20 protein-coding genes, 1 tRNA gene and 1 pseudogene are annotated in these 20,123 nt (G+C 70.1%); 12 read left to right on the top strand and 10 right to left on the bottom strand.

The genetic code is table 11. From position 1 onward, the window contains the following. The first annotated feature begins 6 nt into the window (after nt 1–6). From rpmA to CBP52_RS18195, 10 genes are all read left to right on the top strand, one after another. Nucleotides 7–264 carry a 50S ribosomal protein L27 gene (gene rpmA / locus CBP52_RS07420; protein ID WP_094180429.1) on the top strand — a complete coding sequence of 86 codons (258 nt, stop codon included), beginning with the start codon at nt 7–9 and terminating at the stop codon, nt 262–264. A 94-nt stretch (nt 265–358) separates the two neighbouring features. Then, nucleotides 359–1,876 (top strand): GTPase ObgE, encoded by a 1,518-nt coding sequence (gene obgE / locus CBP52_RS07415; RefSeq protein ID WP_094180428.1) that lies wholly within the window; start codon nt 359–361, stop codon nt 1,874–1,876. 16 nt (nt 1,877–1,892) lie between these two features. Beyond that, entirely contained in the window at nt 1,893–3,038 is a 1,146-nt protein-coding gene (gene proB / locus CBP52_RS07410; protein ID WP_094180427.1) for a glutamate 5-kinase, read from the top strand. Nucleotides 3,039–3,192: 154 nt separating this feature from the next. Beyond that, nucleotides 3,193–3,348, top strand: a complete 156-nt coding sequence (locus CBP52_RS17870; RefSeq protein WP_166771978.1) for a hypothetical protein — start codon at nt 3,193–3,195, stop codon at nt 3,346–3,348. A gap of 19 nt (nt 3,349–3,367) precedes the next feature. Next, entirely contained in the window at nt 3,368–3,955 is a 588-nt protein-coding gene (gene nadD, locus CBP52_RS07405; protein WP_268534407.1) for a nicotinate-nucleotide adenylyltransferase, read from the top strand. Beyond that, entirely contained in the window at nt 3,952–5,475 is a 1,524-nt protein-coding gene (locus CBP52_RS17550; protein ID WP_157732533.1) for a hypothetical protein, read from the top strand. The genes nadD and CBP52_RS17550 overlap by 4 nt, the downstream gene beginning before the upstream one ends. Before the next feature lie 22 nt (nt 5,476–5,497). Continuing rightward, nucleotides 5,498–5,890, top strand: coding sequence for a ribosome silencing factor (rsfS, locus tag CBP52_RS07390; RefSeq protein ID WP_094180423.1), 393 nt, complete (start codon nt 5,498–5,500; stop codon nt 5,888–5,890). Further along, the gene (locus CBP52_RS07385; protein WP_094180422.1) at nt 5,887–6,582 is read left to right on the top strand and encodes a histidine phosphatase family protein; all 696 of its coding nucleotides are present in this window, start codon (nt 5,887–5,889) and stop codon (nt 6,580–6,582) included. The genes rsfS and CBP52_RS07385 overlap by 4 nt, the downstream gene beginning before the upstream one ends. A gap of 94 nt (nt 6,583–6,676) precedes the next feature. Continuing rightward, nucleotides 6,677–6,749 (top strand) — tRNA-Ala (locus CBP52_RS07380). A gap of 130 nt (nt 6,750–6,879) precedes the next feature. Continuing rightward, nucleotides 6,880–7,119: a hypothetical protein gene (locus CBP52_RS18195; RefSeq protein ID WP_232514701.1), complete on the top strand. Its 240-nt coding sequence runs from the start codon at nt 6,880–6,882 to the stop codon at nt 7,117–7,119. Here the strand turns inward: CBP52_RS18195 and CBP52_RS07375 are convergent. From CBP52_RS07375 to CBP52_RS07340, 8 genes and pseudogenes are all read right to left on the bottom strand, one after another. Continuing rightward, entirely contained in the window at nt 7,068–8,402 is a 1,335-nt protein-coding gene (locus CBP52_RS07375) for a recombinase family protein (RefSeq protein WP_232514700.1), read from the bottom strand. The two genes, CBP52_RS18195 and CBP52_RS07375, sit on opposite strands and share 52 nt — an antisense overlap. Nucleotides 8,403–8,583: 181 nt before the next feature. Beyond that, nucleotides 8,584–8,811, bottom strand: a complete 228-nt coding sequence (locus CBP52_RS07370) for a hypothetical protein (protein ID WP_034224858.1) — start codon at nt 8,809–8,811, stop codon at nt 8,584–8,586. 4 nt (nt 8,812–8,815) lie between these two features. Next, nucleotides 8,816–9,373 carry a hypothetical protein gene (locus tag CBP52_RS07365; protein WP_034722060.1) on the bottom strand — a complete coding sequence of 186 codons (558 nt, stop codon included), beginning with the start codon at nt 9,371–9,373 and terminating at the stop codon, nt 8,816–8,818. Nucleotides 9,374–9,392: 19 nt separating this feature from the next. Continuing rightward, a complete protein-coding gene (locus CBP52_RS07360; RefSeq protein WP_034224863.1) occupies nt 9,393–9,833 on the bottom strand; it encodes a single-stranded DNA-binding protein in 441 nt (146 codons plus the stop codon). Nucleotides 9,834–9,913: 80 nt separating this feature from the next. Beyond that, nucleotides 9,914–11,692, bottom strand: coding sequence for a type IV secretory system conjugative DNA transfer family protein (locus CBP52_RS07355; RefSeq protein ID WP_094180421.1), 1,779 nt, complete (start codon nt 11,690–11,692; stop codon nt 9,914–9,916). Continuing rightward, a complete protein-coding gene (locus tag CBP52_RS07350) occupies nt 11,689–12,237 on the bottom strand; it encodes a hypothetical protein (protein ID WP_094180420.1) in 549 nt (182 codons plus the stop codon). The genes CBP52_RS07355 and CBP52_RS07350 overlap by 4 nt, the downstream gene beginning before the upstream one ends. Next, nucleotides 12,234–13,717 (bottom strand): annotated as a pseudogene (locus CBP52_RS07345) (ATP-binding protein). Before CBP52_RS07345 ends, CBP52_RS07350 begins: the two are co-directional and overlap by 4 nt. Further along, nucleotides 13,714–14,538, bottom strand: coding sequence for a hypothetical protein (locus CBP52_RS07340; RefSeq protein WP_094180419.1), 825 nt, complete (start codon nt 14,536–14,538; stop codon nt 13,714–13,716). The pseudogene CBP52_RS07345 and the gene CBP52_RS07340 overlap by 4 nt, the downstream one beginning before the upstream one ends. 43 nt (nt 14,539–14,581) lie before the next feature. On the opposite strand from CBP52_RS07340, the gene CBP52_RS07335 reads away from it, so the two are divergent. Then, nucleotides 14,582–16,375: a hypothetical protein gene (locus CBP52_RS07335; RefSeq protein ID WP_198303545.1), complete on the top strand. Its 1,794-nt coding sequence runs from the start codon at nt 14,582–14,584 to the stop codon at nt 16,373–16,375. Nucleotides 16,376–16,394: 19 nt separating this feature from the next. Next, nucleotides 16,395–17,213 (top strand): hypothetical protein, encoded by an 819-nt coding sequence (locus CBP52_RS17545; protein ID WP_157732532.1) that lies wholly within the window; start codon nt 16,395–16,397, stop codon nt 17,211–17,213. A 45-nt stretch (nt 17,214–17,258) separates the two neighbouring features. Here the strand turns inward: CBP52_RS17545 and CBP52_RS07325 are convergent, their stop codons facing one another. Together CBP52_RS07325 and CBP52_RS07320 are read right to left on the bottom strand one after the other, a co-directional pair. Then, nucleotides 17,259–18,728, bottom strand: a complete 1,470-nt coding sequence (locus CBP52_RS07325; RefSeq protein WP_094180418.1) for a PrgI family protein — start codon at nt 18,726–18,728, stop codon at nt 17,259–17,261. After that, entirely contained in the window at nt 18,725–20,119 is a 1,395-nt protein-coding gene (locus CBP52_RS07320; RefSeq protein ID WP_369826321.1) for a conjugal transfer protein TrbL, read from the bottom strand. The genes CBP52_RS07325 and CBP52_RS07320 overlap by 4 nt, the downstream gene beginning before the upstream one ends. Nucleotides 20,120–20,123 lie beyond the last annotated feature (4 nt).

Here is a 20,123-nt window from a genome sequence, read left to right as displayed (position 1 = left end):
TTCGTCATGGCACACAAGAAGGGCGCGAGCTCCTCGCGCAACGGTCGCGACTCGAACGCCCAGCGCCTGGGCGTGAAGCGCTTCGGTGGCCAGGTCGTCAAGGCCGGCGAGATCATCGTCCGCCAGCGCGGCACCCACTTCCACCCCGGCAACAACGTGGGTCGCGGTGGCGACGACACGCTGTTCGCGCTGGCCGCCGGTGCGGTGCAGTTCGGCACGCGCCGCGGCCGCAAGGTCGTCGACATCGTGGCTGCCGAGGCCTGAGTCCTCTCCACGACTCGTCACGAAGGGGCGCACCGTCTCGGTGCGCCCCTTCGTCGTTCGACCATCGAAGTCCCGCTATCCCAGGAGGTCCGCCGTGGCGACGTTCGTCGACCGCGTGGTGCTGCACGCGACCGGTGGTGACGGCGGGCACGGCTGCGCCTCCATCCACCGTGAGAAGTTCAAGCCGCTCGCCGGCCCTGACGGCGGGAACGGCGGCAACGGCGGCTCGGTGATCCTGCGGGTCGACCCGCAGGTCACCACGCTGCTCGAGTTCCACCACCTGCCGCACCGGCGGGCCTCGTCCGGCACGCAGGGCATGGGTGACCACCGGTCGGGTGCGACGGGGGAGGACCTCGTCCTCGGCGTCCCGGACGGCACGGTCGTCAAGACCCCGGACGGCGACGTGGTCGCCGACCTCGTGGGGGTCGGCGCGGAGTACGTCGTCGCGTCCGGCGGGCGTGGCGGGCTCGGCAACGCGGCGCTCGCGTCGCCGCGCCGCAAGGCACCCGGCTTCGCGCTGCTCGGCGAGCCCGGCGAGAGCGCGGACGTCGTGCTCGAGCTCAAGACGATCGCCGACGTCGCGCTCGTCGGGTACCCGTCGGCGGGCAAGTCGAGCCTCGTCGCCGCGATCTCCGCGGCACGCCCGAAGATCGCGGACTACCCGTTCACCACCCTCGTGCCGAACCTCGGCGTGGTGCAGGCCGGCGACGCGCGCTACACCGTCGCAGACGTGCCGGGGCTGATCCCGGGCGCGTCCGAGGGGCGTGGGCTCGGGCTGGAGTTCCTGCGGCACGTCGAGCGGTGCGCCGTGCTCGTGCACGTGCTCGACTGCGCCACGCTGGAGCCCGGCCGCGACCCGCTGAGCGACCTCGACGTCATCGAGGCCGAGCTCGCGGCGTACGCGGGGGACCTGGAGATCGAGGGTGGTGGCGTGCCGCTCACCCAGCGTCCGCACGTCGTCGTGCTCAACAAGATCGACGTGCCGGAGGCGCGCGAGCTCGCCGAGCTGGTCCGTCCCGAGCTCGAGGCGCGCGGCCTGCGGGTGTTCGAGGTGTCGACGGCCAGCCACGAGGGCCTGCGTCCGCTCACGTTCGCCCTCGCGCAGATCGTCGAGACCGCGCGTCGCGAGGCGCCCGCGCCCGAGGCGACGCGCGTCGTGCTGCGACCGCGTGCCGTCGACGAGGCGGGCTTCACGGTCACCCGGCGCGAGGCCGGCGGTGAGGTGTGGTTCCAGGTGCGGGGCGAGAAGCCCGAGCGCTGGGTGCGTCAGACGGACTTCAACAACGACGAGGCCGTCGGGTACCTCGCGGACCGCCTCGCGCGCCTCGGCGTCGAGGAGCGGCTGTTCGCCGCCGGCGCCGTCGCGGGCGACGAGGTGCGCATCGGGCCCGAGACGAACTCCGTCGTGTTCGACTGGGAGCCCACTCTCGTCACCGGCGCCGAGCTGCTCGGTGCGCGCGGGACGGACCTGCGGCTCGAGGACCACTCCCGTCCGACGCGCGGCGAGAAGCGCGCCGAGTTCAAGGACCGGATGGACGCCAAGGCCGCCGCCCGCGCCGAGCTGCGCTCCGAGCGCGAGCACGGCGTGTGGACCGACCCGGACGCCGACTGATCGGGAGAATGCCCAGGTGACCGCCGCCCCGTTGCACGACCGTGCCGAGATCGCCACGGCCTCGCGGATCGTCGTCAAGGTCGGGTCGTCGTCCCTGACGAGCCCGGACGGGCGCCTCGACCCGGCGCGGCTGCGCGCCCTCGTCGACGTGCTCGCGAAGCGGCGCGCCGAGGGCGGGCAGGTCGTGCTCGTCTCGTCGGGCGCCATCGCCGCGGCCATCGGTCCACTCGGCCTCGCGGCACGCCCGCGGGACCTCGCGACGCAGCAGGCGGCCGCCTCGGTGGGGCAGGGGCTGCTGGTGGCGCACTACACCAAGGCGTTCGCGGACCTCGGGCTGCGCGTCGGGCAGGTGCTGCTCACCGCCGACGACACCGTGCGGCGGGTGCACTACCGCAACGCGCACCGCGCGCTCACCCGCCTGCTGGACCTGGGTGTCGTCCCCGTCATCAACGAGAACGACGCGGTCGCGACCGACGAGATCCGGTTCGGTGACAACGACCGCCTCGCGGCGCTCGTCTCGCATCTCGTGCACGCCGACGCGCTCGTGCTGCTGACCGACGTGGACGCCCTGTACACCGCGGCGCCCTCCGCGCCGGGCGCGCGGCGGATCTCGCGCGTCGACACCCCGCGCGACCTCGAGGGGATCGACGTCTCGCGGCGCGGGTCGGCAGTCGGCACGGGCGGGATGGTGACGAAGCTCGAGTCGGTCGCGATCGCGACCGCGTCCGGCATCCCCGTGGTCCTGACCTCGGCCGCGCAGGCCGCGCAGGCGCTCGCGGGCGACGACGTCGGCACGTGGTTCGCGGCGACCGGACGGCGCACGTCGATCCGCCTCCTGTGGCTCGCGCACGCCGCGCGCGTCCGTGGGCGCCTCGTCCTCGACGAGGGTGCGGTCAAGGCGGTCGTCGAGCGACGCACGTCGCTGCTGCCCGCGGGCGTCACCGCCGTCGAGGGCGACTTCGAGGCGGGTGACCCGGTCGAGCTCGTCGCACCCGACGGGCGCGTCGTCGCCCGGGGTCTCGTCGCGTTCGGCGCCGACGAGGTGCCGAGCCTGCTCGGACGCTCGACGCGCGACCTGCGCCGCGAGCTCGGTGCGGGCTACGACCGCGAGCTCGTGCACCGCGACGACCTCGTCCTCATGCGCCGCCGCCTGTCCTCCTGAGGCCGGGGGAATCCCGTCCGGACCCGGCGGACGGGGTCTCACGGGCCGCGCGGGCCTCCGCCCGCTCAGCAGGACGTGCGACAATCGTCAACGCTCGTCCCCCGGGAGGGGGGCGATGGTCAGAGCACCACCACTCGAGCACCGGAGGACTGCCGTGCACGCCGCCTTGATCGCCGCCGCTGGGGAAGCTGCCGAGAAGACGAACGAGCTGCCCTTCCCGCCCGTCGTGTTCGGCATCGGTGCGTTCGTGGGCCTCGTCGCAGCGCTGCTGTTCACCTACGCCTTCCGTCTCGTCGGCACGCGTCACTGATCGCGTGCACGACCGCCCGGTGACGCGACTGGGGGTGATGGGCGGGACGTTCGACCCCGTCCACCACGGCCACCTGGTCGCGGCGAGCGAGGTCGCCGCGAGGTTCGGCCTCGACGAGGTCGTCTTCGTCCCGACGGGCACGCCGTCGTTCAAGCAGGACCAGGACGTCACGCCCGCGGAGCACCGCTACCTGATGACCGTGATCGCGACGGCCTCCAACCCGCGGTTCACGGTCAGCCGGGTGGACATCGACCGCGGCGGTGTGACGTTCACCGTGGACACCCTGCGCGACCTCAAGGCGGCTCGGCCGGATGCCGAGTTGTTCTTCATCACCGGTGCCGACGCTGTCGCCCAGATCCTGACGTGGAAGGATGCGCAGGAGCTGTTCTCGATGGCGCAGTTCGTGGCCGTCACACGCCCGGGGCACACGCTCTCGGTCGAGGGACTGCCGGAGGACCGGGTGCACGTCATGGAGATCCCGGCCCTGGCGATCTCCTCGACCGACGTGCGCGCCCGGGAACGGGCCGGCCAGCCGGTCTGGTACCTCGTCCCCGACGGGGTGGTCCAGTACATCGCGAAGCACCAGCTGTATCGAGGTTTGTCATGACGGAACCAGGAGCACGGCCGCGGCGCCGTGACCTGCACCGGAGCGACGACGCCAGCGTCGGGACGCCCGTGACCCCGCAGGCCCCGCAGGCGTCCGCCACGGGACCGGACGCGGGGCCCGCACCGGGGTCGCGCCGCGCCCGACGCGCGGCGAGCGAGTCGTTCGACGCCCCGGTCCAGCAGCACCCGACCGCCCCCGGCTGGCCCGGCACGCAGAGCGGGTACCCGGCGTCCGGCGGCGCTGCGGCGCCCACCACGCCGCAGCGTCCGTCCGCGCAGCCCACGGCACAGCGTCCGTCCGCGCAGCCCGCGGCTGCCCCGGCGTGGGCGCCCCAGCAGCCGACCGGCCCCACCGCGCCGCGGCCGGCCTCGTCGGCTGCTCCTCAGCCGTCCGCGCGACCCGCGGGCACTGCGATGCCCGCTCCGGGCGCACCCACCGCAGGCCCCGCCGCGGGCCCGTCGGCTCCCGCTCCCGTGGAGCGTCCCCGCCGGTCGTCCGTGCGCGACACGATGCTCGACCCGACGAGCTCGCGCTCGGTCGCCGTCCCGCCGAGCGCGCCGCGGCCCGCCGCGACGCCCGCCCCGGCCCCGGCGCCCGGTCCCGCATGGGGGACGTCGGGCCAGCCCGGTGCAGCCCGGCCGGGCGCAGCCCAGCCCGGTGCCCAGCCCGCAGCAGCCCAGCGCGGCGCGCAGGCACCCCCGGCGCAGCCCGTCGTCCCCGCGGCGCGCACGTCCGCGTGGACGGGCGGTCGCCCGGAGGCGCCCGCGTCGTCGTACGCGCCCCCCGCCGCCCAGCCGTCCGCCCGTCCCGCCCCGGCGGTCCCGCAGCAGCCGGCCGGTCCAGCGCCGGCGGCCGCGCCGTCGTGGTCGCAGCCCGCGCAGGGCACGGGGTGGGCTCCGACGACCGCTGGCGCGCAGGCGCCGGTGACCCGCCCGGACGGCTCGGTGCCGAGGACCGCGCGCTCGGCGCCCGCGCAGCCCGCCCCGACGCAGCCTGCCCCGACGGGTCCGGCGCCCACCGGCGGGCCGTCGGCACCGGCATCGGGCTTCGGGGTGACGGGTTTCGGCGTGACCGGGCTCGGTGCGGCCGCTGCCGCGTCGGCCCCGGCACCCGCCGCAGCCCCCGCCGCGTCTCCCGCGGCGGCGCCCGGCTCGAGCTGGGCGCCCGCGGGTGCCTCGACGGGGTGGACGCCGACGCCGTCGGTGGCGCCCGGCCCGGCGCCCCAGGCCGAGCCCGCGGCGACGCCGTGGGGCCACGACACCCCGTCCGAGTCCGCCGCGGGCCGGCCCTTCGCACCCGTGCCCGGCACCGAGCACGACGCCGTCGAGCCCGACGAGGAGGAGGACGACGAGCGTCCGCGCCACCCCTACACGTGGCTGCACCTCATCGTGCTCGCCGTCGTGGCGTTCGTCCTCGGCTTCCTCATCGTCCTGCTGTACACGAAGGCGAGCGGCGAGGCGACCGCCTCGGGCAGCACCGTGGTCACGGTGTCCGCCGCCCGGGCCGGGCCGAGCGCCTGACCCACCCGAACCTAGGAGACCAGTGCCCGCCACCGAACGTGCCGTCGAGCTCGCCGTCGCCGCCGCCCGCGCGGCGTCCGACCTCAAGGCGCAGGAGATCATCGCGCTCGACGTGAGCGAGCAGCTCGTCCTGACGGATGTGTTCCTCATCGCGTCGGGCACCAACGAGCGGCAGGTCGGCGCGATCGTCGACGCGGTCGAGGAGTCGCTGTTCGCGCTCGGCGCCAAGCCCGTGCGTCGCGAGGGCAAGGCGCAGGGGCGCTGGGTGCTCATCGACTTCGGCGACGTCGTGGTGCACGTGCAGCACGCGGAGGACCGCGTGTACTACGCGCTCGAGCGCCTGTGGAAGGACTGCCCGCTCATCGAGCTGCCCGCCGACGCGCGGGGCGGTGACGGGAGCGAGGCGGACGCGTGACCGTCGGCCGCCTGCTGCTCTGGCGGCACGGCCGCACCGCGTTCAACGCCACCGCCCGGCTCCAGGGCCAGGTGGACATCCCGCTCGACGACGTCGGGCGCTGGCAGGCGCGCACCGCGGCGGCCGCGATGCTCGTGCGGCACACACCGACGCGCGTCGTGTCCTCCGACCTGGGCCGCGCCCGTGAGACCGCCGACCCGCTCGCGCGCATGACGGGCGTCGAGGTCGAGACCGACGAGCGCGTGCGCGAACGCGCGTTCGGCGAGTGGGAGGGTCTGAGCGGCGCTGAGATCGCCGAGCGGTGGCCGCAGGAGTTCGCGCTGTGGCGGGCCGGCGGTGAACCCGAGCGCGTGGGCGCCGAGACCCGCCTCGAGGTCGCGCAGCGCACGGCGGCGGCGATCGACGAGCACGCCCAGCGCATGACGCGCGAGGAGACCCTCGTGATCGTGTCGCACGGTGCCGCGATCAGCTCCGCGGTCGCCGAGCTCATGGGTCTGCCCGCCGACTGGCGCGCGCTCGCGGGGATGCACAACGCGCACTGGGCGGAGCTCGTGCCGTCGTCGTCGGGTGTCGCGCCCGCGTGGCGGCTCGTCGGCTACAACCTCGGCCCGACGGACGCCTCCGCGGACTGGAACGCCGGCCCGGACCGCACCGACGAGCACGAGGGCGGCTCGACCCGCGACCCCGACTGACGCGTGACGTGTGTCGCACGGAGCGGATTGGCGTCGGGGCCGGTCATCGGCCTAGACTCTCCGAGCGTCCCCACGGGGGCCGACAACAGAACACGGGGCTGTGGCGCAGCTGGTAGCGCACCTGCATGGCATGCAGGGGGTCAGGGGTTCGAGTCCCCTCAGCTCCACCGCACGCACAAGGCTCGAACCCTTGCCAACGGAAACGTTGGTTGAGGTTCGGGCCTTGTGTGCGTCTGTGGCCCAGGTCAGCGCGTTGGCGTTGACCTGTGGATCGAGGAGCATCTCGAAGGGTCGGTTGTGCTCGACGCGCAGCTCGTTGTCTTCGTCGATGAAGACCTTGGTGAAGAACGCCTGATTGCACAGCCGCCGGTTGGTGTCGTCGCACCGGGTGTAGATGTCGGCGCAGTTGGCGAGCAGACCGAGCGCGTCGTCGAGGTGGGAGCGGGCGTCGGCGTAGTCGCCGTAGTGGGCGTCGATGCGGCGGGTCACTTGGTCGAGTTCGGCGACGATGCGGTCCTGTTCGCGCTTGAGCACTGAGAGCGGAATCGCGTCGGCGTAGTGCGCCTGCATGAGGCGGTCCTGCTCGCTTTCGAGCCGGTCGCGGTTGGTGGTGAGGCGTTCCAGTTCCTCGGTTTCGGCGGCCATGAGCCGGTCGAACTCGTGGTGGAGCATCCCGCGAGCGCGTCCTGCTGGGCGGGCGTGATCTGGACGCGGGTGTAGTAGTCCTCGACGAGTTTCTCGACGTCTTCGATGAGCATCGCCTGGCGTGTGCAGTCGGTGCGCTTGGAGTGCCGGCCGGAGCACACGAAGTAGCAGTAGACGTTGCCGTGGCGGTTCTTCGCGTTGGAGACGATGAGTCGGGAGCCGCACTGGCCGCAGTGGATGGTGCCTTTGAGGTAGTGGCCGTGGACTTGGGTTGCCTCGACGGCGCACTGGTGCGCGGTGAGCACGGACTGGACCTGGTACCAGACCTCGGCGGGCACGAGCGCCGGGTGGTTGCCCTTGTAGCGGGTGCCTCGGTAGACGACATCGCCCTTGTAGTACGGGTTGGTCAGGAGGCGGTGGATGGTGGACACGGCGAGCGGCTTCGCCGGCCTCTTCGGCGTGGGCAGACTGCGCAGCCCCCGCGAGGTGAGTTCGTCGTGGAGTTGGCTGACGCTCCAGTTGCCCGAGGCGTAGGCCTTGAACGCCCATTCGATCATCGGTGCGCGCTCAGGATCGAGCTCGATGGTGCGGACTTCGCGCCCGAGCTCGTCGCGCTTGCGGACGTTCAAGTAGCCGATGGGCGCGCGCCCGTTCGTGCCGCCGCCGATGGCCTTCTGGTTCATGCCCTTGGCGACCTCGGTGGCGAGGTTGCGGGAGTAGAACTCGGCGATGGTGGACATGATGCCGTGCAGCAGCATCCCGGAGGGGGTCTCGTCGATGTTCTCGGACGCAGACACGAGCATGACCCCGCACTGTTGGAGTGCGAGGTGGATACTCACGTCGTCGGCGCGGTTGCGGGCGAGCCGGTCGACCTTGTGAACGATGCAGTACGCGACCTTATTGGCCTTGACATACTGGATCATCCGCATCAGCTCGGGCCGGTCGGACGACTTGGCTGAGGCTCCCGCGTCGACGAACTCCTCGACGATGCCGGCGCCGAGCTGTTCGGCCTTACGCCGGGTCGCTTCGCGCTGGGCAGGGATCGAGAAGCCTTCGTCGGTCCCGCCCTTCTCGGCCTGCTCGCGGGTGGAGACCCGCAGGTACGACACGGCGGCAGCCGCAGTCTTGGGCGGGTCGATGAGGCTGGCTGCCGGATCGTCGGCAATGGTGGTCATCGGGGGCTCACTCTCACGCGGTTCGACCCTCGCGCTCCCACTGTTGGTGGGAGGGGTGTTGATCGTGAGAGCAGCCGTTGAAGGCTGTAGGGCGAGACCCGATGGTCTCGGTGCGTGTTGCCCGCCGAGCGGCGAGGTTTAGGCCACAACACCCCGCATCGCGAGGCTTGCACAGTTCATTCTACCGGGCGGCTTCAGAGGCGGCCAGGCCATCCGGCGCCGCCCGGTAGGTGTCGGGCACCCGCTCGGCCGCGCGGGCCGCGCGGCTCTCGCCGGTCTCCTGCAATGTCAGCCGGATGAGAACCTCGGCGAGCTTGTGCAGGTCGGCGCGTTCGCGGTGGACGGCCCGGACGGAGAACGACCGCTCCTCGTAGGGGCGACGGTCGGTCTTCTTGGCGTAGCGGCTCATCGGTCTACTGCGCTTCGTCGTCGTCCAGGCCGGCGTAGAACTCGTCTTCGGCCTCCTGGCGCTTGCGGACTTGGGCGATGACGAACTCGACGAACTCGGCGTCCCGGTCGGTGAAGGTGAAGTCCTGGATCGTGGGTGCCGGGTCCTCACCGGGCCACGCAGCTTGCCGGGTCGGGCGGTCGCGGTCCCCACGAGTACCGCAGGCCGTGACCCAGTAGCGAAGCCGCTCTCGAGCGTCGGCGAAGTCGCGGTGCCAACCGAGCGGCGCGGATGCGTTCTGCTCGGGGTCGTAGGCCGCGAGCCAATGCAGGTGCAGCGCCGACAGCTCCCAGACCATCTCCGGGTGGTGGTGCCAGAACGGCGGCACCACCGCGACCGGGAGGCCATAGGTGCGCCGCAGCCAGTCAACCCACCGGTTCAGCGCGAGCCATTCCTGCTCCAGCTCGTGCGCCGTCAGCAGGTTCCAGTTCACGGGGTGCGGCGGTTCGGGCATGTCCGCGTTCGTGACACGGGGCGGTCCGTCGAAGACGTCCGGCTCATCCATCTCATGCTGATCGTTCATGGTGCTTCGACTCCCGAACTCACATGCTGACCGGGGCGTGCGCCGCGGTCGCTGCTCGCTGCGTCGGCTCGTACGTTGCTGCGTCCCGGCCCACTCCATTGCGCGGCGTCCGGTCGACCTCGTAGCGGGTTCGCGCGGCGTCGTGGCCGATCTTCTTGGCGACGAACTCTTCGCCCTCGATTGCCTGACCGTTGCGCTCGTAGTTGACCGGCCGCGTGTAGCCCTCGGCGACGAAGTTGTCGCCCTGGGCGAAGCTCGCGTGCGCGTGCTCAGCGGAACGCCCGAACATCACCAAGTGGTGGTAGGTCGTCTCGGTCTGCGTGAACGAGCCGTCGTCCTCGCGGCGGAAGTGCTCCTTGCCGATACGGGCGAAGAACCTGGCGTCTCCCTTTGCCGTCTCGGTGAGCAACGGCTCCGAAGCGATGAAGCCTGACAGCGATTCCTGGGTGTGAATGGCCATGATGGCCTCCTCCTGACTCGGGCGACCAACTGCGTGTGGGTCGCTCTGTCAGGCAGGTGCACTGGAGCTTCCAAGCGTCGTCAGGAGGCGGGACGGTGGCGCAGAAGCGCTTCGAGTTCGTCGCGGTCAGTGCGGAGCTGCGCTGCGTCGGGCCGGGTCGGCCAGGCGCGCAGGTCGGTGACGATGGGCGGCGCAGAGCGCAGCATCGTGATGCCGGTGCCGAACGGCAGTGTTCGGATGCGGTCTGGCGGCAGGATCGGGACGCGGCGGATCGAGCGCTGATTCGAACGGGTGCCGTGGTCGCCGAGGGTCACGCTGTCGGTGTACTCGTCGCGCTCTCCGATGAGCGTGGAGAGGTCTTGGAGGTCACGGCTGTTGGATGCGCCGCCGAGGATGATCTTGACGATGCTGGCGTCCCAGATCGCGCCGGCCTGATGCTCACTCCACCTGTCGCGAGCCTGGGCGAGGGACTGCAAGACCGGCATGGTCGTGATCCCGGTGCCGCCACCTTCGGCCATGAGCGTCGGCAGTGACGGCAGCGGCGCGAGGTTTCCGATCTCGTCGAGCGCGAGCAACAGCGGCGGGTCGAGCCGGGCTCCCGGTGAGCGTGCCGCGAGTCGGCGGGCGGTTTCGATGAGGTCTTCGACGAACGCCGCGACCAGCGACGCGGAGGCTCCCGCTCCGGCACCGGTGGCGAGCAGGTAGAGGGTGCCTTGCTCGGTGAGGAAGGTCTCGGGGTCGAAGTGTTCGTGCGGTCCTGGCGTGACAGCATCGAGCACGCGCGGGTCGGCGAGGGCTGCGAGCGCGAGGGAGACGCCTTGCCAGATGCTGTCGCGGGTCTTGGGGTCGGCGTCGATCATCGCGGCTAGCGAGTCGTCCCAGCCCATCGCGGCGTTCGGGTGCGAGTTGAGGATCGCGACGGCCTCCGACGCCGCGCTGGGATCAAGAGTCCACCTGAACAGCTCGGCCGGCTGGCGGCCGTCGAGCGCGGCAGCGTGCAGCAGGCTCTGGAGTGCTGTGCGGGTCTTGCCCTCCCAGAACCCGCCGGACTCGACCCCGCCAGCACTGAGGCCTGTGGCGGCGGCGAGGCCGTTGGCGCGGATCATCGCGGTCAGCGGATCGTCGCACCCGCGAATGGGCGACCAGCGCAGCCCGGCGGGGATGCCCTCGGCGAGGTGTTGCGGGTCGAACACGGCGACCGGCCCGCCCTTGCGGCGTCGGTCGCGGAGGGTCGCGGTGAGGTTATCGGGCCTGGTGCTGGTGGTGACGACCGCTCCGGGTGCGTCGAGGATCGCGTTGATGACGACATGCAGGCCCTTGCCTGAGCGGGGCGGGCCGATCAGCAGGATCGAGTCTTCGACCGATGCCCAGACCTTCGTTCCACGACTGGCACCGAGCAGGTAGCCGACATCCTGCGGTGCTGGCGACTCCAAGGAGGGCCGCAGCGTGGCCGCGCGGTGAAGCAGTGCTTTCGCGGATGCGGCGGTCTTGACCTCGTGGCTGGTCGCGATCCCCGCCAGTCGGTGCGGGTCGGTCTCTGTCTTCCGCGTGTGGCGGCGCAGCACGATCCACACCCAGACGATCCCGGCAGCGAGTCCGCCGAGCAGTGCCGTGCTGACAAGCCAGTAGACGACCGGGTTGAGTCCGTCGGCACCGAGCGCGGTCGCTGGATCGCCGGGGTTGAACAGTACGGCGAGCCCCGCCGCTGCGCCGGCGTCTGGTTGCGGTGTGCCGGTGAGGAACGCGGCGACGCTACCAGCGGCGCGGAGGGCGAGAGCGATCCCGAACATGCCGATCAAGCCAATGAGGGCGGCGTTGGTGAGTTCGTCGCCCATGCCCGCGGCTTGCCGCTGGTTCATGTCAGCCGCCGCACCGCGAGCGTGCCCGAGATGCGCCCGAACAGGATCACCTCGTGTGTGCCGTCCGGCAGGTCGTCGAGGTCAATGAGCGTCCGGGTTTCGCCGGTTCCGGTGGCGTCGGTGTGGGAGACGATCGTCGCGACGGCGACATCCTCGCCGGGGACGAACCCGCCCGCGGTGACCTCGGCCAAGCGCGGCATCCGTCGGGCGTGACGGCTCCGACGAGTCTCCGGCACCGGGTTCTCGGTCGGTGCCGCTGCGCGTCGGGGCTTGCGGGTGCGGAGGATGTCGGTGAAGACGCTGCCATCGTTCTCGCGCACTTCGACCCGGACCGCGATGGTGCGGTCCTTGGTGATGGCATCCATGAGCGGCCCGAACGTCGCCCGCGTCCAAGCGCTCCCGTCCGGCGACGCGAACGGTGTCCCATCGACCATCGCGGCGAGGGTGCCGTCTTCGGCGACGGTCACGAGGACATGCGGCAGCTCGACGGGAGCCGTGTTCTCGTCGTCGGTCGTGGTGGATCGGCGTGGGCCATTGAGGTTCATCGGTGGCCTCCGGCTGCACGGCTGCTGGTGTCGAATAGTGCGAGTTCGTCGGGGTGGAGTTGGTGTTGGCAGACGAAGCTTCTGGCCTTGATCCGCCATAGGCCTTGTCCGACGCCGAGGTTTGGCAAGAGCTGCTGCTCGGTGCCGGTCAGGCCGAGAGCGGTAGCGGTCGGTCCGAGTTGGTCGGACTCCTGCCGGTACACGATCCGCGTCTCGGCGTTCGCAAGCAGTGAGTTGGCCAGCGAGCGCATGGCGGAGCCCTGGTCGCCCACGTTGTCGAGGTCGGTGAGCTTGTGGAAGATCAGCATGTTCGCGATCCCGTAGTGCCTGGCGAGTCGCCAGTGCGCATCCATCCGCCGCAACAGAGCCGGGTGGGACATGAGCCGCCAGGCCTCGTCGTAGATCACCCACCGCTGCCCACCGTTCGGGTCGAGCAGCGCAGACTCCATCCACGCCGACGAGCACGTCATCAACACCGAAATGAGCGTCGAGTTCTCGGTGACCCGCGAGAGATCGAGCGAGATCATCGGCAACGACGGATCGAACGCGACCGTCGAAGGCCCATCGAACAGCCCGGCCAGGTCACCGGCCACGAGGCGGCGCAGCGCATGGCCGACAAGCCTGCCGTCCTCGGCCAACCTGCCGTCGGCATCCGCACTCGGGCGAGGATGCGATCAACGACCATCGGCAGGATCGGCACGTCGTTCTCCCGCACCGTCTGAGTCAGGGCGATGTCGATCGCGGTGTGCTCCAACGGCGACAAGCCGCGCGCGAGCACGGTCTCCGCGAGGGCGCCGATCAGGTCACGGCGTCGCGCAGCGACGGTCGAGGCCCACTGCTCATCCGAGAGTCCGCTGGGCCGGTGGCCTTCGTCGAGTGGATTCAGGCGAGTGTTGAGTCCGTGGCCGAGGACGATGGCGCGTCCGCCGACGGCGTTGGCGACGGCGGTGTGTTCGCCCTTTGGATCGCCGGGAACGTACACGCGCCGCCCGAACGGTAGCGACCGCGTGTAGAGGGACTTGGCCAGCGATGACTTGCCGGAGCCGACGATCCCGGCCAGCACCACGTTGGGTGCGGTGATGATGCCGCGTGCGTAGAGCACCCACGGGTCGTAGACGAAGCTCCCGCCCGAGTAGAGGTCTTGGCCGACGAACACGCCGTCGGCGCCGAGACCGCCCTCGGCGACGAACGGGTACGCGCCCGCCAGTGTCGCCGACGTGTCCTGATGCCGCGTCAGATGAAACCGACCTGGGGTGCGCAGCCGCGCAGCACCGGACTCGCCCGCCTTCGGCAGGTAGATCGTCGCGCGGCGCTCGGCGCGCTCCTGCTCAGCCTTCGCCTTCGCGGCGGCGATCGCGGTCCTGTGCTGCTCGGCGTGGAGCCTCGCCTCGGCCTTGCGGCGCTGCTTGCGGAGCTTGCGCCGCTCCTTCGACGGTGCCACCAGAACGGCAGTGTGCAGCCGCGCGCGATCCTCGGTCACCGCACCAGCCCCCGCGCCTGCTTGACCGCCGTGGTCTTGGCCGGCTCGAACCACGACCCGTCTCGCTTCGGCGCGGGCAGGTCGGCCCGCTCTGGGGCGCCCGGCGACGAGTACGACACCAGCAGTTCCGGCCCACCCTGCACCGGCTCGATCTGTTCGGCGGCCTGGGTCTCTGCCTCCGGTTCGGTGTAGCGGCGCAGCAACGAGACGTAGCCGACGTGCGGGTTGACGACCAGCGCGTAGTCGCCCGAGAGCGCCACCCGGTCGTTTGTTCCCTCGCCGGGCTCGTCGTAGACGTATCCGTTCTCCAGCGCGGCCTGCGTGGTCTCGTCGCCGTAGTCCCACTGCGCGAGGAAGTCCACCGCATCGACATGGCCCAGCTCGCCGAGGATGCGCAATGGCCGGTCGGCCTCTTCGCCCTGGAGGAACACCACGCTGACCCACCGCGACGGCGCGGCCTCCTCGACGGCGGGCTCGGGATGCCAAGCGATCCGCCCCGCAGCGATGAACCCCTCCGCGAGCCGGTCATACGCCCGGTCGACGAGACTCGCGGCCTGACGCAACTCCTCCGCAGTGGCGAGCGCGTCCCGCACTCCTGCCTCGTGGCTGCCGGCGTCGTTGAAGGCGTGCGCGGCCTTGCGCTCGTGAACATCAGCGATCTGGTCGAGCGCCTGCCGCAGCGACCGCATCCCCGAGGACAGGTCACCGATAACCCCATACATCTCGGCTGGCTGATCGAACCCCCGGCTCGCGTGAGTGAGTTCGCGCAAGGCTTCGGACGCCTCAGCGGCATCGGCAGTCGAATCGAAGAACGTGGGCATGGTCGGCCTCCTCGCAAGTCGTGTGACCAGGAGGTGTGCTGCGATGACCCAGGCGCTGTCGAAGGCGGCTGACATACTTGATGGAGGCGTCGGAGGGAGGCACGAGGCAGTCACCGGCGAGAAGGAGAGCCACATGGACGACCCGCGCGACGAGTCCGGTAATGATGACGCCGTTGGCAGGCAGACCGCAGAGGATGGTCAGGTCAGGTCCGACGCGCTTGAGCTCGCAGCGTCCACGACCCTCGTCGAGGTGACGCCAGGCGTCGCAGTCGTATTCGGCGAAGTCCCCGACGGTCTTGAACTCATCAGCCTTGACATGGTGCCGTCCTTCGACCGCGCTCAGCTCTCCACCGCTCTCGGCTCCTTCGGCAACGCAGGCACGATCGTCGGGAACGTCGCAGAGGCTGTATCGAGCGCGCAAGGCCTCTTCCGCGTCAACGATGCGACGCTATCTCTGTTGAAGAGCGGCGGGGAGATGGCAGCAAAGGACGGCGCCAAGCTCGGGGCGATCTTCAAGAACGGTGAACTGGTCGCCCAGGCGCGATTCATCCCAGCCTCCATGACGGCCGCCACGGCGATCGCAGCTATCGGCCCGGCCGTCGCCATGATCGCGCTCCAAATGCAGCTCGGCGAGATTTCCGGCCTCGTCCGCTCCAACATCCAGCTCACGACGCAGACGCTCAAGGCCATCCGAAACGAGCAATGGGCAGAGCTTGAAGGGCTGGCGGAGTCCGTCGATGAGGCAGTCAAGGAAACCCGCGAACTCGACGCCATCACAGACTCTGTCTGGGAGCCCATCGCTCCCAGCGGTCCCAACATCCGCAAGCAATTGAAGCTATACCGCAAGAACGTGGCAGGCCATGTCCAGGAACTCGGGAAGTTGGACAGTCGCGCTCGCCGCCAGTACCTCGAATCCAACGCCGAAGCAATCGTCTTCGATACCTACGCGCTTCTCAGCTCACTCAAGACCCACGCGGAGTACCAGGCTGTCCGGGCCGCCCTCGCCAGAACACGAAGCACCAACGACGAGAGCGAAGCGCAGCTCTTCGACCGGATCGCCCGGAACACTCCCGTCGAGATCGACGAGTCGCTCTCCGAAATCCGATCGCTGACCGAGTCGCTCGTCCGCGAGTTGCGGATCATCGCCGAACTCCCCGGCCGCGCCACCGTGCCTCTCACGAAGAAGCGAAAAGACGCCAAGGCTTCTCAACTCACTTGCAGGCAGCTCCTCGAAGCGATCGACCCTTTGGCCAACATGCTCCAGCCAGCAGTCGAGATGCCAGCAGTACCAGCGGCGGTATGCGCACCCGAAGGGCTTGAACTCGATCCGTATCTGCATATCCTTCGGTGGTTCCTTGAGGATGGCGAGACGCTTCGCAGCGTGGCCTTCCCATACGAAATGGGAACTCACAACTTCGCTGGCGTCGTGCCGGCCATTCTCGCCAGAAGGGTTGATGCGACCTGGGATGCGCTCGCGCCAGGAAGAGCCAGTGCCATCGTTGAGAAGCTCGCGTCGAGCACGTTCGTAGCGGTGACTGACCGACGGATCGTCACCGCTAACCCAGGGAACCTCCTAAAGCGAGGCGAACTCGGCCCGATCTACTCCCTGGATGACGTGCGGAATGTACGCGGTCGCTCGCACCGCGGAGCGGGCGTCCGACCCACTATCGACGTGGCCACAGAGGAGCGCGATCTGCATTGGATGTTCCCCGACGCCGCGGAGCACGAGGACATCGACAGCCTGGCGGCGGCTCTCTCCGAAAGAACGCCCCACGCTGTTTCGGCCCCGACAGCGATTGAAGGACTTGCCACAGCAGACTCCGCCATCGACGCCTAGAGATTGCGCGAGTGCAGGCATGAGTGAGCAGGAAGGCTTCCGGCCGACGGGTGGGCGGGCAAAGAGCGGCAAGTGCGCGCTGTGCGGGGCCCGGGCAAGACTCACCAAGGCACACGTGCCACCGAGAGCTGCATTCAACAATGGGAGCTTCTCTTGGGGCGGCACGACAGCAGGCAACCGACTTGCCCACGGGCGTCCACGACTCGGTGGCGCCAGCCTGTATGCGCATTGCGAACCTTGCCGGGCAGCCACATCCCCTTGGGATGACGAGTACATTCGGTGGGCCTACACCTTTGCAGGCAACCTGCTCCACTCCCAATGGAAGGGCGAGCGGACTCATATTGAAGGAAAGCTCAACGAGGTTCGCCCGGGCCGATTCATCCGCTCCGCGCTCGCGGGCATGACAGCGCTGACTCCGAAACTCATCGATTCACACCCTGACCTGGTCGGGGCCGTGCGGCATGGAGTCGCAGCCCCAGCGCCAGAGGGCATCCGGCTCTTGGCGGCGATCGCGCCGGACGGAGCGGCGGCGGTCCTTGAGGGAGCACACGAGGGCTTGGCCGTAAAGCTGTCGCGGGATGGTGGAAGGGACGATGAATGGACGACAACGACCACACCGACAATCTCTGCCGTGATTCACTTCCCTCCGTTCAGCTTGCTGCTCGCGGATCGCCAGCTGGTGAGCGCTTTGCCACATGCCGACTGCACGGACTGGCTAGAACTCGGGGTCGACGACCTCGCAGACGTGTCCCTGGTGCTTCCCGTGGTCGATCTGCCACGAACCCCAGACGCGCCGGTTCCTGTTTCGATGCTTCGGTTCATCGAGGCGCGAGCCTGATCCCCGGAGCAAGGGTCGGGTCACGCCGCGGCGGTGGCGGTTGACCTAGACCCGGCGGCAGAGCGGGAGCGCGGCGGCGGTGAACGCGGCGGCTTGCTGTCCGACGAGGAGCCGGGTCTCACAGGATGCCTGGATCGCGGCTTGCTCGATGGCGGCAACGGCTGCGTCGAGTTCTTCGACGGTGGGTGCGGAGACGGCGATGAGGCCGGTGTAGCGAAGGATGCCGTGTCCGGCGGTGAGATCGGCTTCTTGTTGGAGCACGTCGTGGTACTCGGCGGTCTGGGAGGCATCTTCGATCTGGCCGATCTTCGCGCGCTGGGCCTGGTCGGAGATGTGCTCGACCTTCTTCTTGCGGATGTCGCGAGCGGCAGCATCGGAGCGCATCGGGGTGCAGATCAGCGAGAACGATCGCTGGATGCCAGTGGACAGCAACACCGGCGACAGGAACCCCGGATACACCAGCGACCGCGGCCACTCGCTGACCCAGAGCACCGCATGGTGAGCGGAGTCGGTGCGCAACCTGCCCCAGGTCTCGGTGACGGCAACCGGCCCCGCAGTCGCAAGCGACTGGCCGAGCCTCCCGTGGCGTTCCAGCGTGGCGGCGATGGCGGGGTCGTAGGCCGAGCGCAGCATCACCGCGATCTGCCCCGGTGTCAGCCACCCGGACGGCGAGAGGTCGGCGGAGCGGAGCGCGGCGACGAGGGTGTTCATCTCCTGGCGCAGCACGGCGGCGGCACCGCGTATCCCGCCGCCAGCGGTCCTGATCTGACGAGCACTGGTCTTCATGTCCAGTGACAGCGAGAGCGTGGTGGCGTGTCGTTCGCCGGCGGGTCCGGCGCGGTCGATGAGTTCGGCGTAGGTGTCGGCCGCCCACGAGCCGTCCGGGGTGCCGTGGGTGGCCCACCATTCGGCCAGTCCGGTGCCGGAGTCCGGGAGGGTGCGTTCGAGGACTTGCAGCGTCGCGATCCGCCCGGAACGGCAGACGGTGGCCAGGACGCGGCCCCAGGAGCTGACGCGGCGTTCCTGCTCGCCGGGATCGAGGAGCACGAACGCGGGATGGGTGACCTCGCACACGACGGTCAACGTGGCGGCGTGGGGGTCGTGGATCATGCCGGCGCTGGTGTCGGGCTCGGTGTACTCGCGCAGTCGCGCCATGTCGCCGGGCAGTGCGAGGGTGCCGACAGGGCGCGGGACGACGATCCTGAGCCGGTACAGCAGTTGGCCGCCGGTGGTGCGCCACAGCCACCAGCAGGCGATGGGTAGCCACTCCACGATGGGACGGCCTGCGATGGGTATCCAGGTCAGGGCTGCGGCAAGTACCCAGATGGGCGCGGTGTAGGCGAGGAGCATCCCGCCGCCGGCGTAGAACGCGCCGATGAGCGTGGCTCCGCCGATGGCAAGCGTGATGAGCTGGGTCAGCGACAGGCCGAGAAGGACACCACGGCGGGTGAGGCGGGAGAACTTCACCGGCACGAGTTCGCCCGCGGTCGGGTGGTCGTGGTTCGTGCTGCTCATCGTCTACTCCTTCGGTGGGCGTGGCGCGGGCGCAGGGGCTGCTTCGGCGGCGGTGACGGGTCGGTGCTCGGCGGTCGTGGTGCCAGGCTCGACGGCGGTGCCGCAGGTGAGGCTGCGGGCGGTGGCGGTGTCTGCGCGGCGGCGTCGGCGGCGTGCTCGCCCTGGGCACCCAGCGCGGTTCCGGCCTTCGGCCCGGCGGTCGCGGCACCCTTGGCGACACTCGCTCCGATCACCACCCCTGCTGCCACGGGACCGGCTGCGGCTGCACTGCTCCCGCCTGCTGCTGCTCCACCACCGGCGGCGCCTCCGCCGCTCGCGGCGGGTGCCGGCGCTGGGGTTTTCGGCGGTGGCGGTGTGCTACTTCCTCCACCGGAGCCTCCGCCCGCGTTCCCGCCGCTGCTGGTTCCGTCGAGTACCTTCTTCGGGTCACCGCCACCTTGCGGCTTGGTCGGGACCGGGATTGGCCGGTTGAGTGCGCTCTTGGCGTCCTGCTCGGAGCCGATTGCGTGGTACATGTCGAACCCGACGAACGCGATGAACTTGTAGGTGAGATAGGGCGCGAATGCGGCCATCGCCATCAGCACGATCCCCGCGATGGGATCGCTGACCGAGGCGAGGTCAGCATCGATCGGTGCAGAGACCTGGGTGATCGCGACGAGGAACATCACGACGAGCACGAGCTTGGAACAGATCAGCGCGACGACGAACATCGCCCACTTCCCGATCCACCCCCGCGAGGCATCCCAGGATGCGCCGCTGAACGCAAGCGGCGCGAACACGACCGCCACCAGCAAGAGAGCTTTCCTGACGAGGAGGGACAGCCACACAATCGCGGCGGCGGTGATCGCAAGCCCGGCCATGAAGATCGTGATGATCGCACCGACGCCGGGAGCGGCGGTATTGATGCCGACCAGCCCTGCGGCGAGGAGGGCGATCTTGTCGCCCATCGACTCAGTGGTCTCGCCGGCTGCCTGCACGATCCCGATGCACAACTGATCGATCACTTCCAGCAGCAGCGCCGTGAGCGTGATGACCACGAACGACCCGAGGACCGACTTCGCCAGCCCCAGGGCGGCGCGGGTGAGGGCGGTGGGGTCGCGGCGGATCAGACCGGTAATGAGTTGGAGGCAGAAGAAGATCAGCATCACGAAGACCGCGATGCCGAACAGCAGGTTGTAGACGGCGATGTAGCCGGGCTTGGTGACATCCACCAGGGTCGTGGTGTCGAAGACCGACCAGACCGCCTCGAACAGCCACCCGGCGGCGGCGCCCATCGCCTGGGCGAGCCAGTCGAACGGGGCCGCGACCAGAGACGCGGCTCCTTCGCCGACGGCATCGCAGACCGAGGAGATCACGGGAACATCGCACACGCCCATCACGAACACCAGCACTCTC

It is taken from the genome of Cellulomonas sp. PSBB021, assembly GCF_002240455.1.
Taxonomy (GTDB): Bacteria; Actinomycetota; Actinomycetes; order Actinomycetales; family Cellulomonadaceae; genus Cellulomonas; species Cellulomonas uda.
The sequence above is the reverse complement of the archived record's forward strand: the minus strand, read 5'-3'. Positions and strand labels throughout refer to the sequence as shown.

Excerpts from the sequence above, each read along its gene's own strand:
- rpmA (WP_094180429.1), top strand. The coding sequence starts at position 7 with ATGGCACACAAGAAGGGCGCGAGCTCCTCGCGCAACGGTCGCGACTCG.
- CBP52_RS17550 (WP_157732533.1), top strand. The coding sequence starts at position 3,952 with ATGACGGAACCAGGAGCACGGCCGCGGCGCCGTGACCTGCACCGGAGC.
- CBP52_RS07375 (WP_232514700.1), bottom strand. The coding sequence starts at position 8,402 with ATGACCACCATTGCCGACGATCCGGCAGCCAGCCTCATCGACCCGCCC.
- CBP52_RS07370 (WP_034224858.1), bottom strand. The coding sequence starts at position 8,811 with ATGAGCCGCTACGCCAAGAAGACCGACCGTCGCCCCTACGAGGAGCGG.
- CBP52_RS07365 (WP_034722060.1), bottom strand. The coding sequence starts at position 9,373 with ATGAACGATCAGCATGAGATGGATGAGCCGGACGTCTTCGACGGACCG.
- CBP52_RS07360 (WP_034224863.1), bottom strand. The coding sequence starts at position 9,833 with ATGGCCATTCACACCCAGGAATCGCTGTCAGGCTTCATCGCTTCGGAG.
- CBP52_RS07355 (WP_094180421.1), bottom strand. The coding sequence starts at position 11,692 with ATGAACCAGCGGCAAGCCGCGGGCATGGGCGACGAACTCACCAACGCC.
- CBP52_RS07350 (WP_094180420.1), bottom strand. The coding sequence starts at position 12,237 with ATGAACCTCAATGGCCCACGCCGATCCACCACGACCGACGACGAGAAC.
- CBP52_RS07340 (WP_094180419.1), bottom strand. The coding sequence starts at position 14,538 with ATGCCCACGTTCTTCGATTCGACTGCCGATGCCGCTGAGGCGTCCGAA.
- CBP52_RS07335 (WP_198303545.1), top strand. The coding sequence starts at position 14,582 with ATGACCCAGGCGCTGTCGAAGGCGGCTGACATACTTGATGGAGGCGTC.
- CBP52_RS17545 (WP_157732532.1), top strand. The coding sequence starts at position 16,395 with ATGAGTGAGCAGGAAGGCTTCCGGCCGACGGGTGGGCGGGCAAAGAGC.
- CBP52_RS07325 (WP_094180418.1), bottom strand. The coding sequence starts at position 18,728 with ATGAGCAGCACGAACCACGACCACCCGACCGCGGGCGAACTCGTGCCG.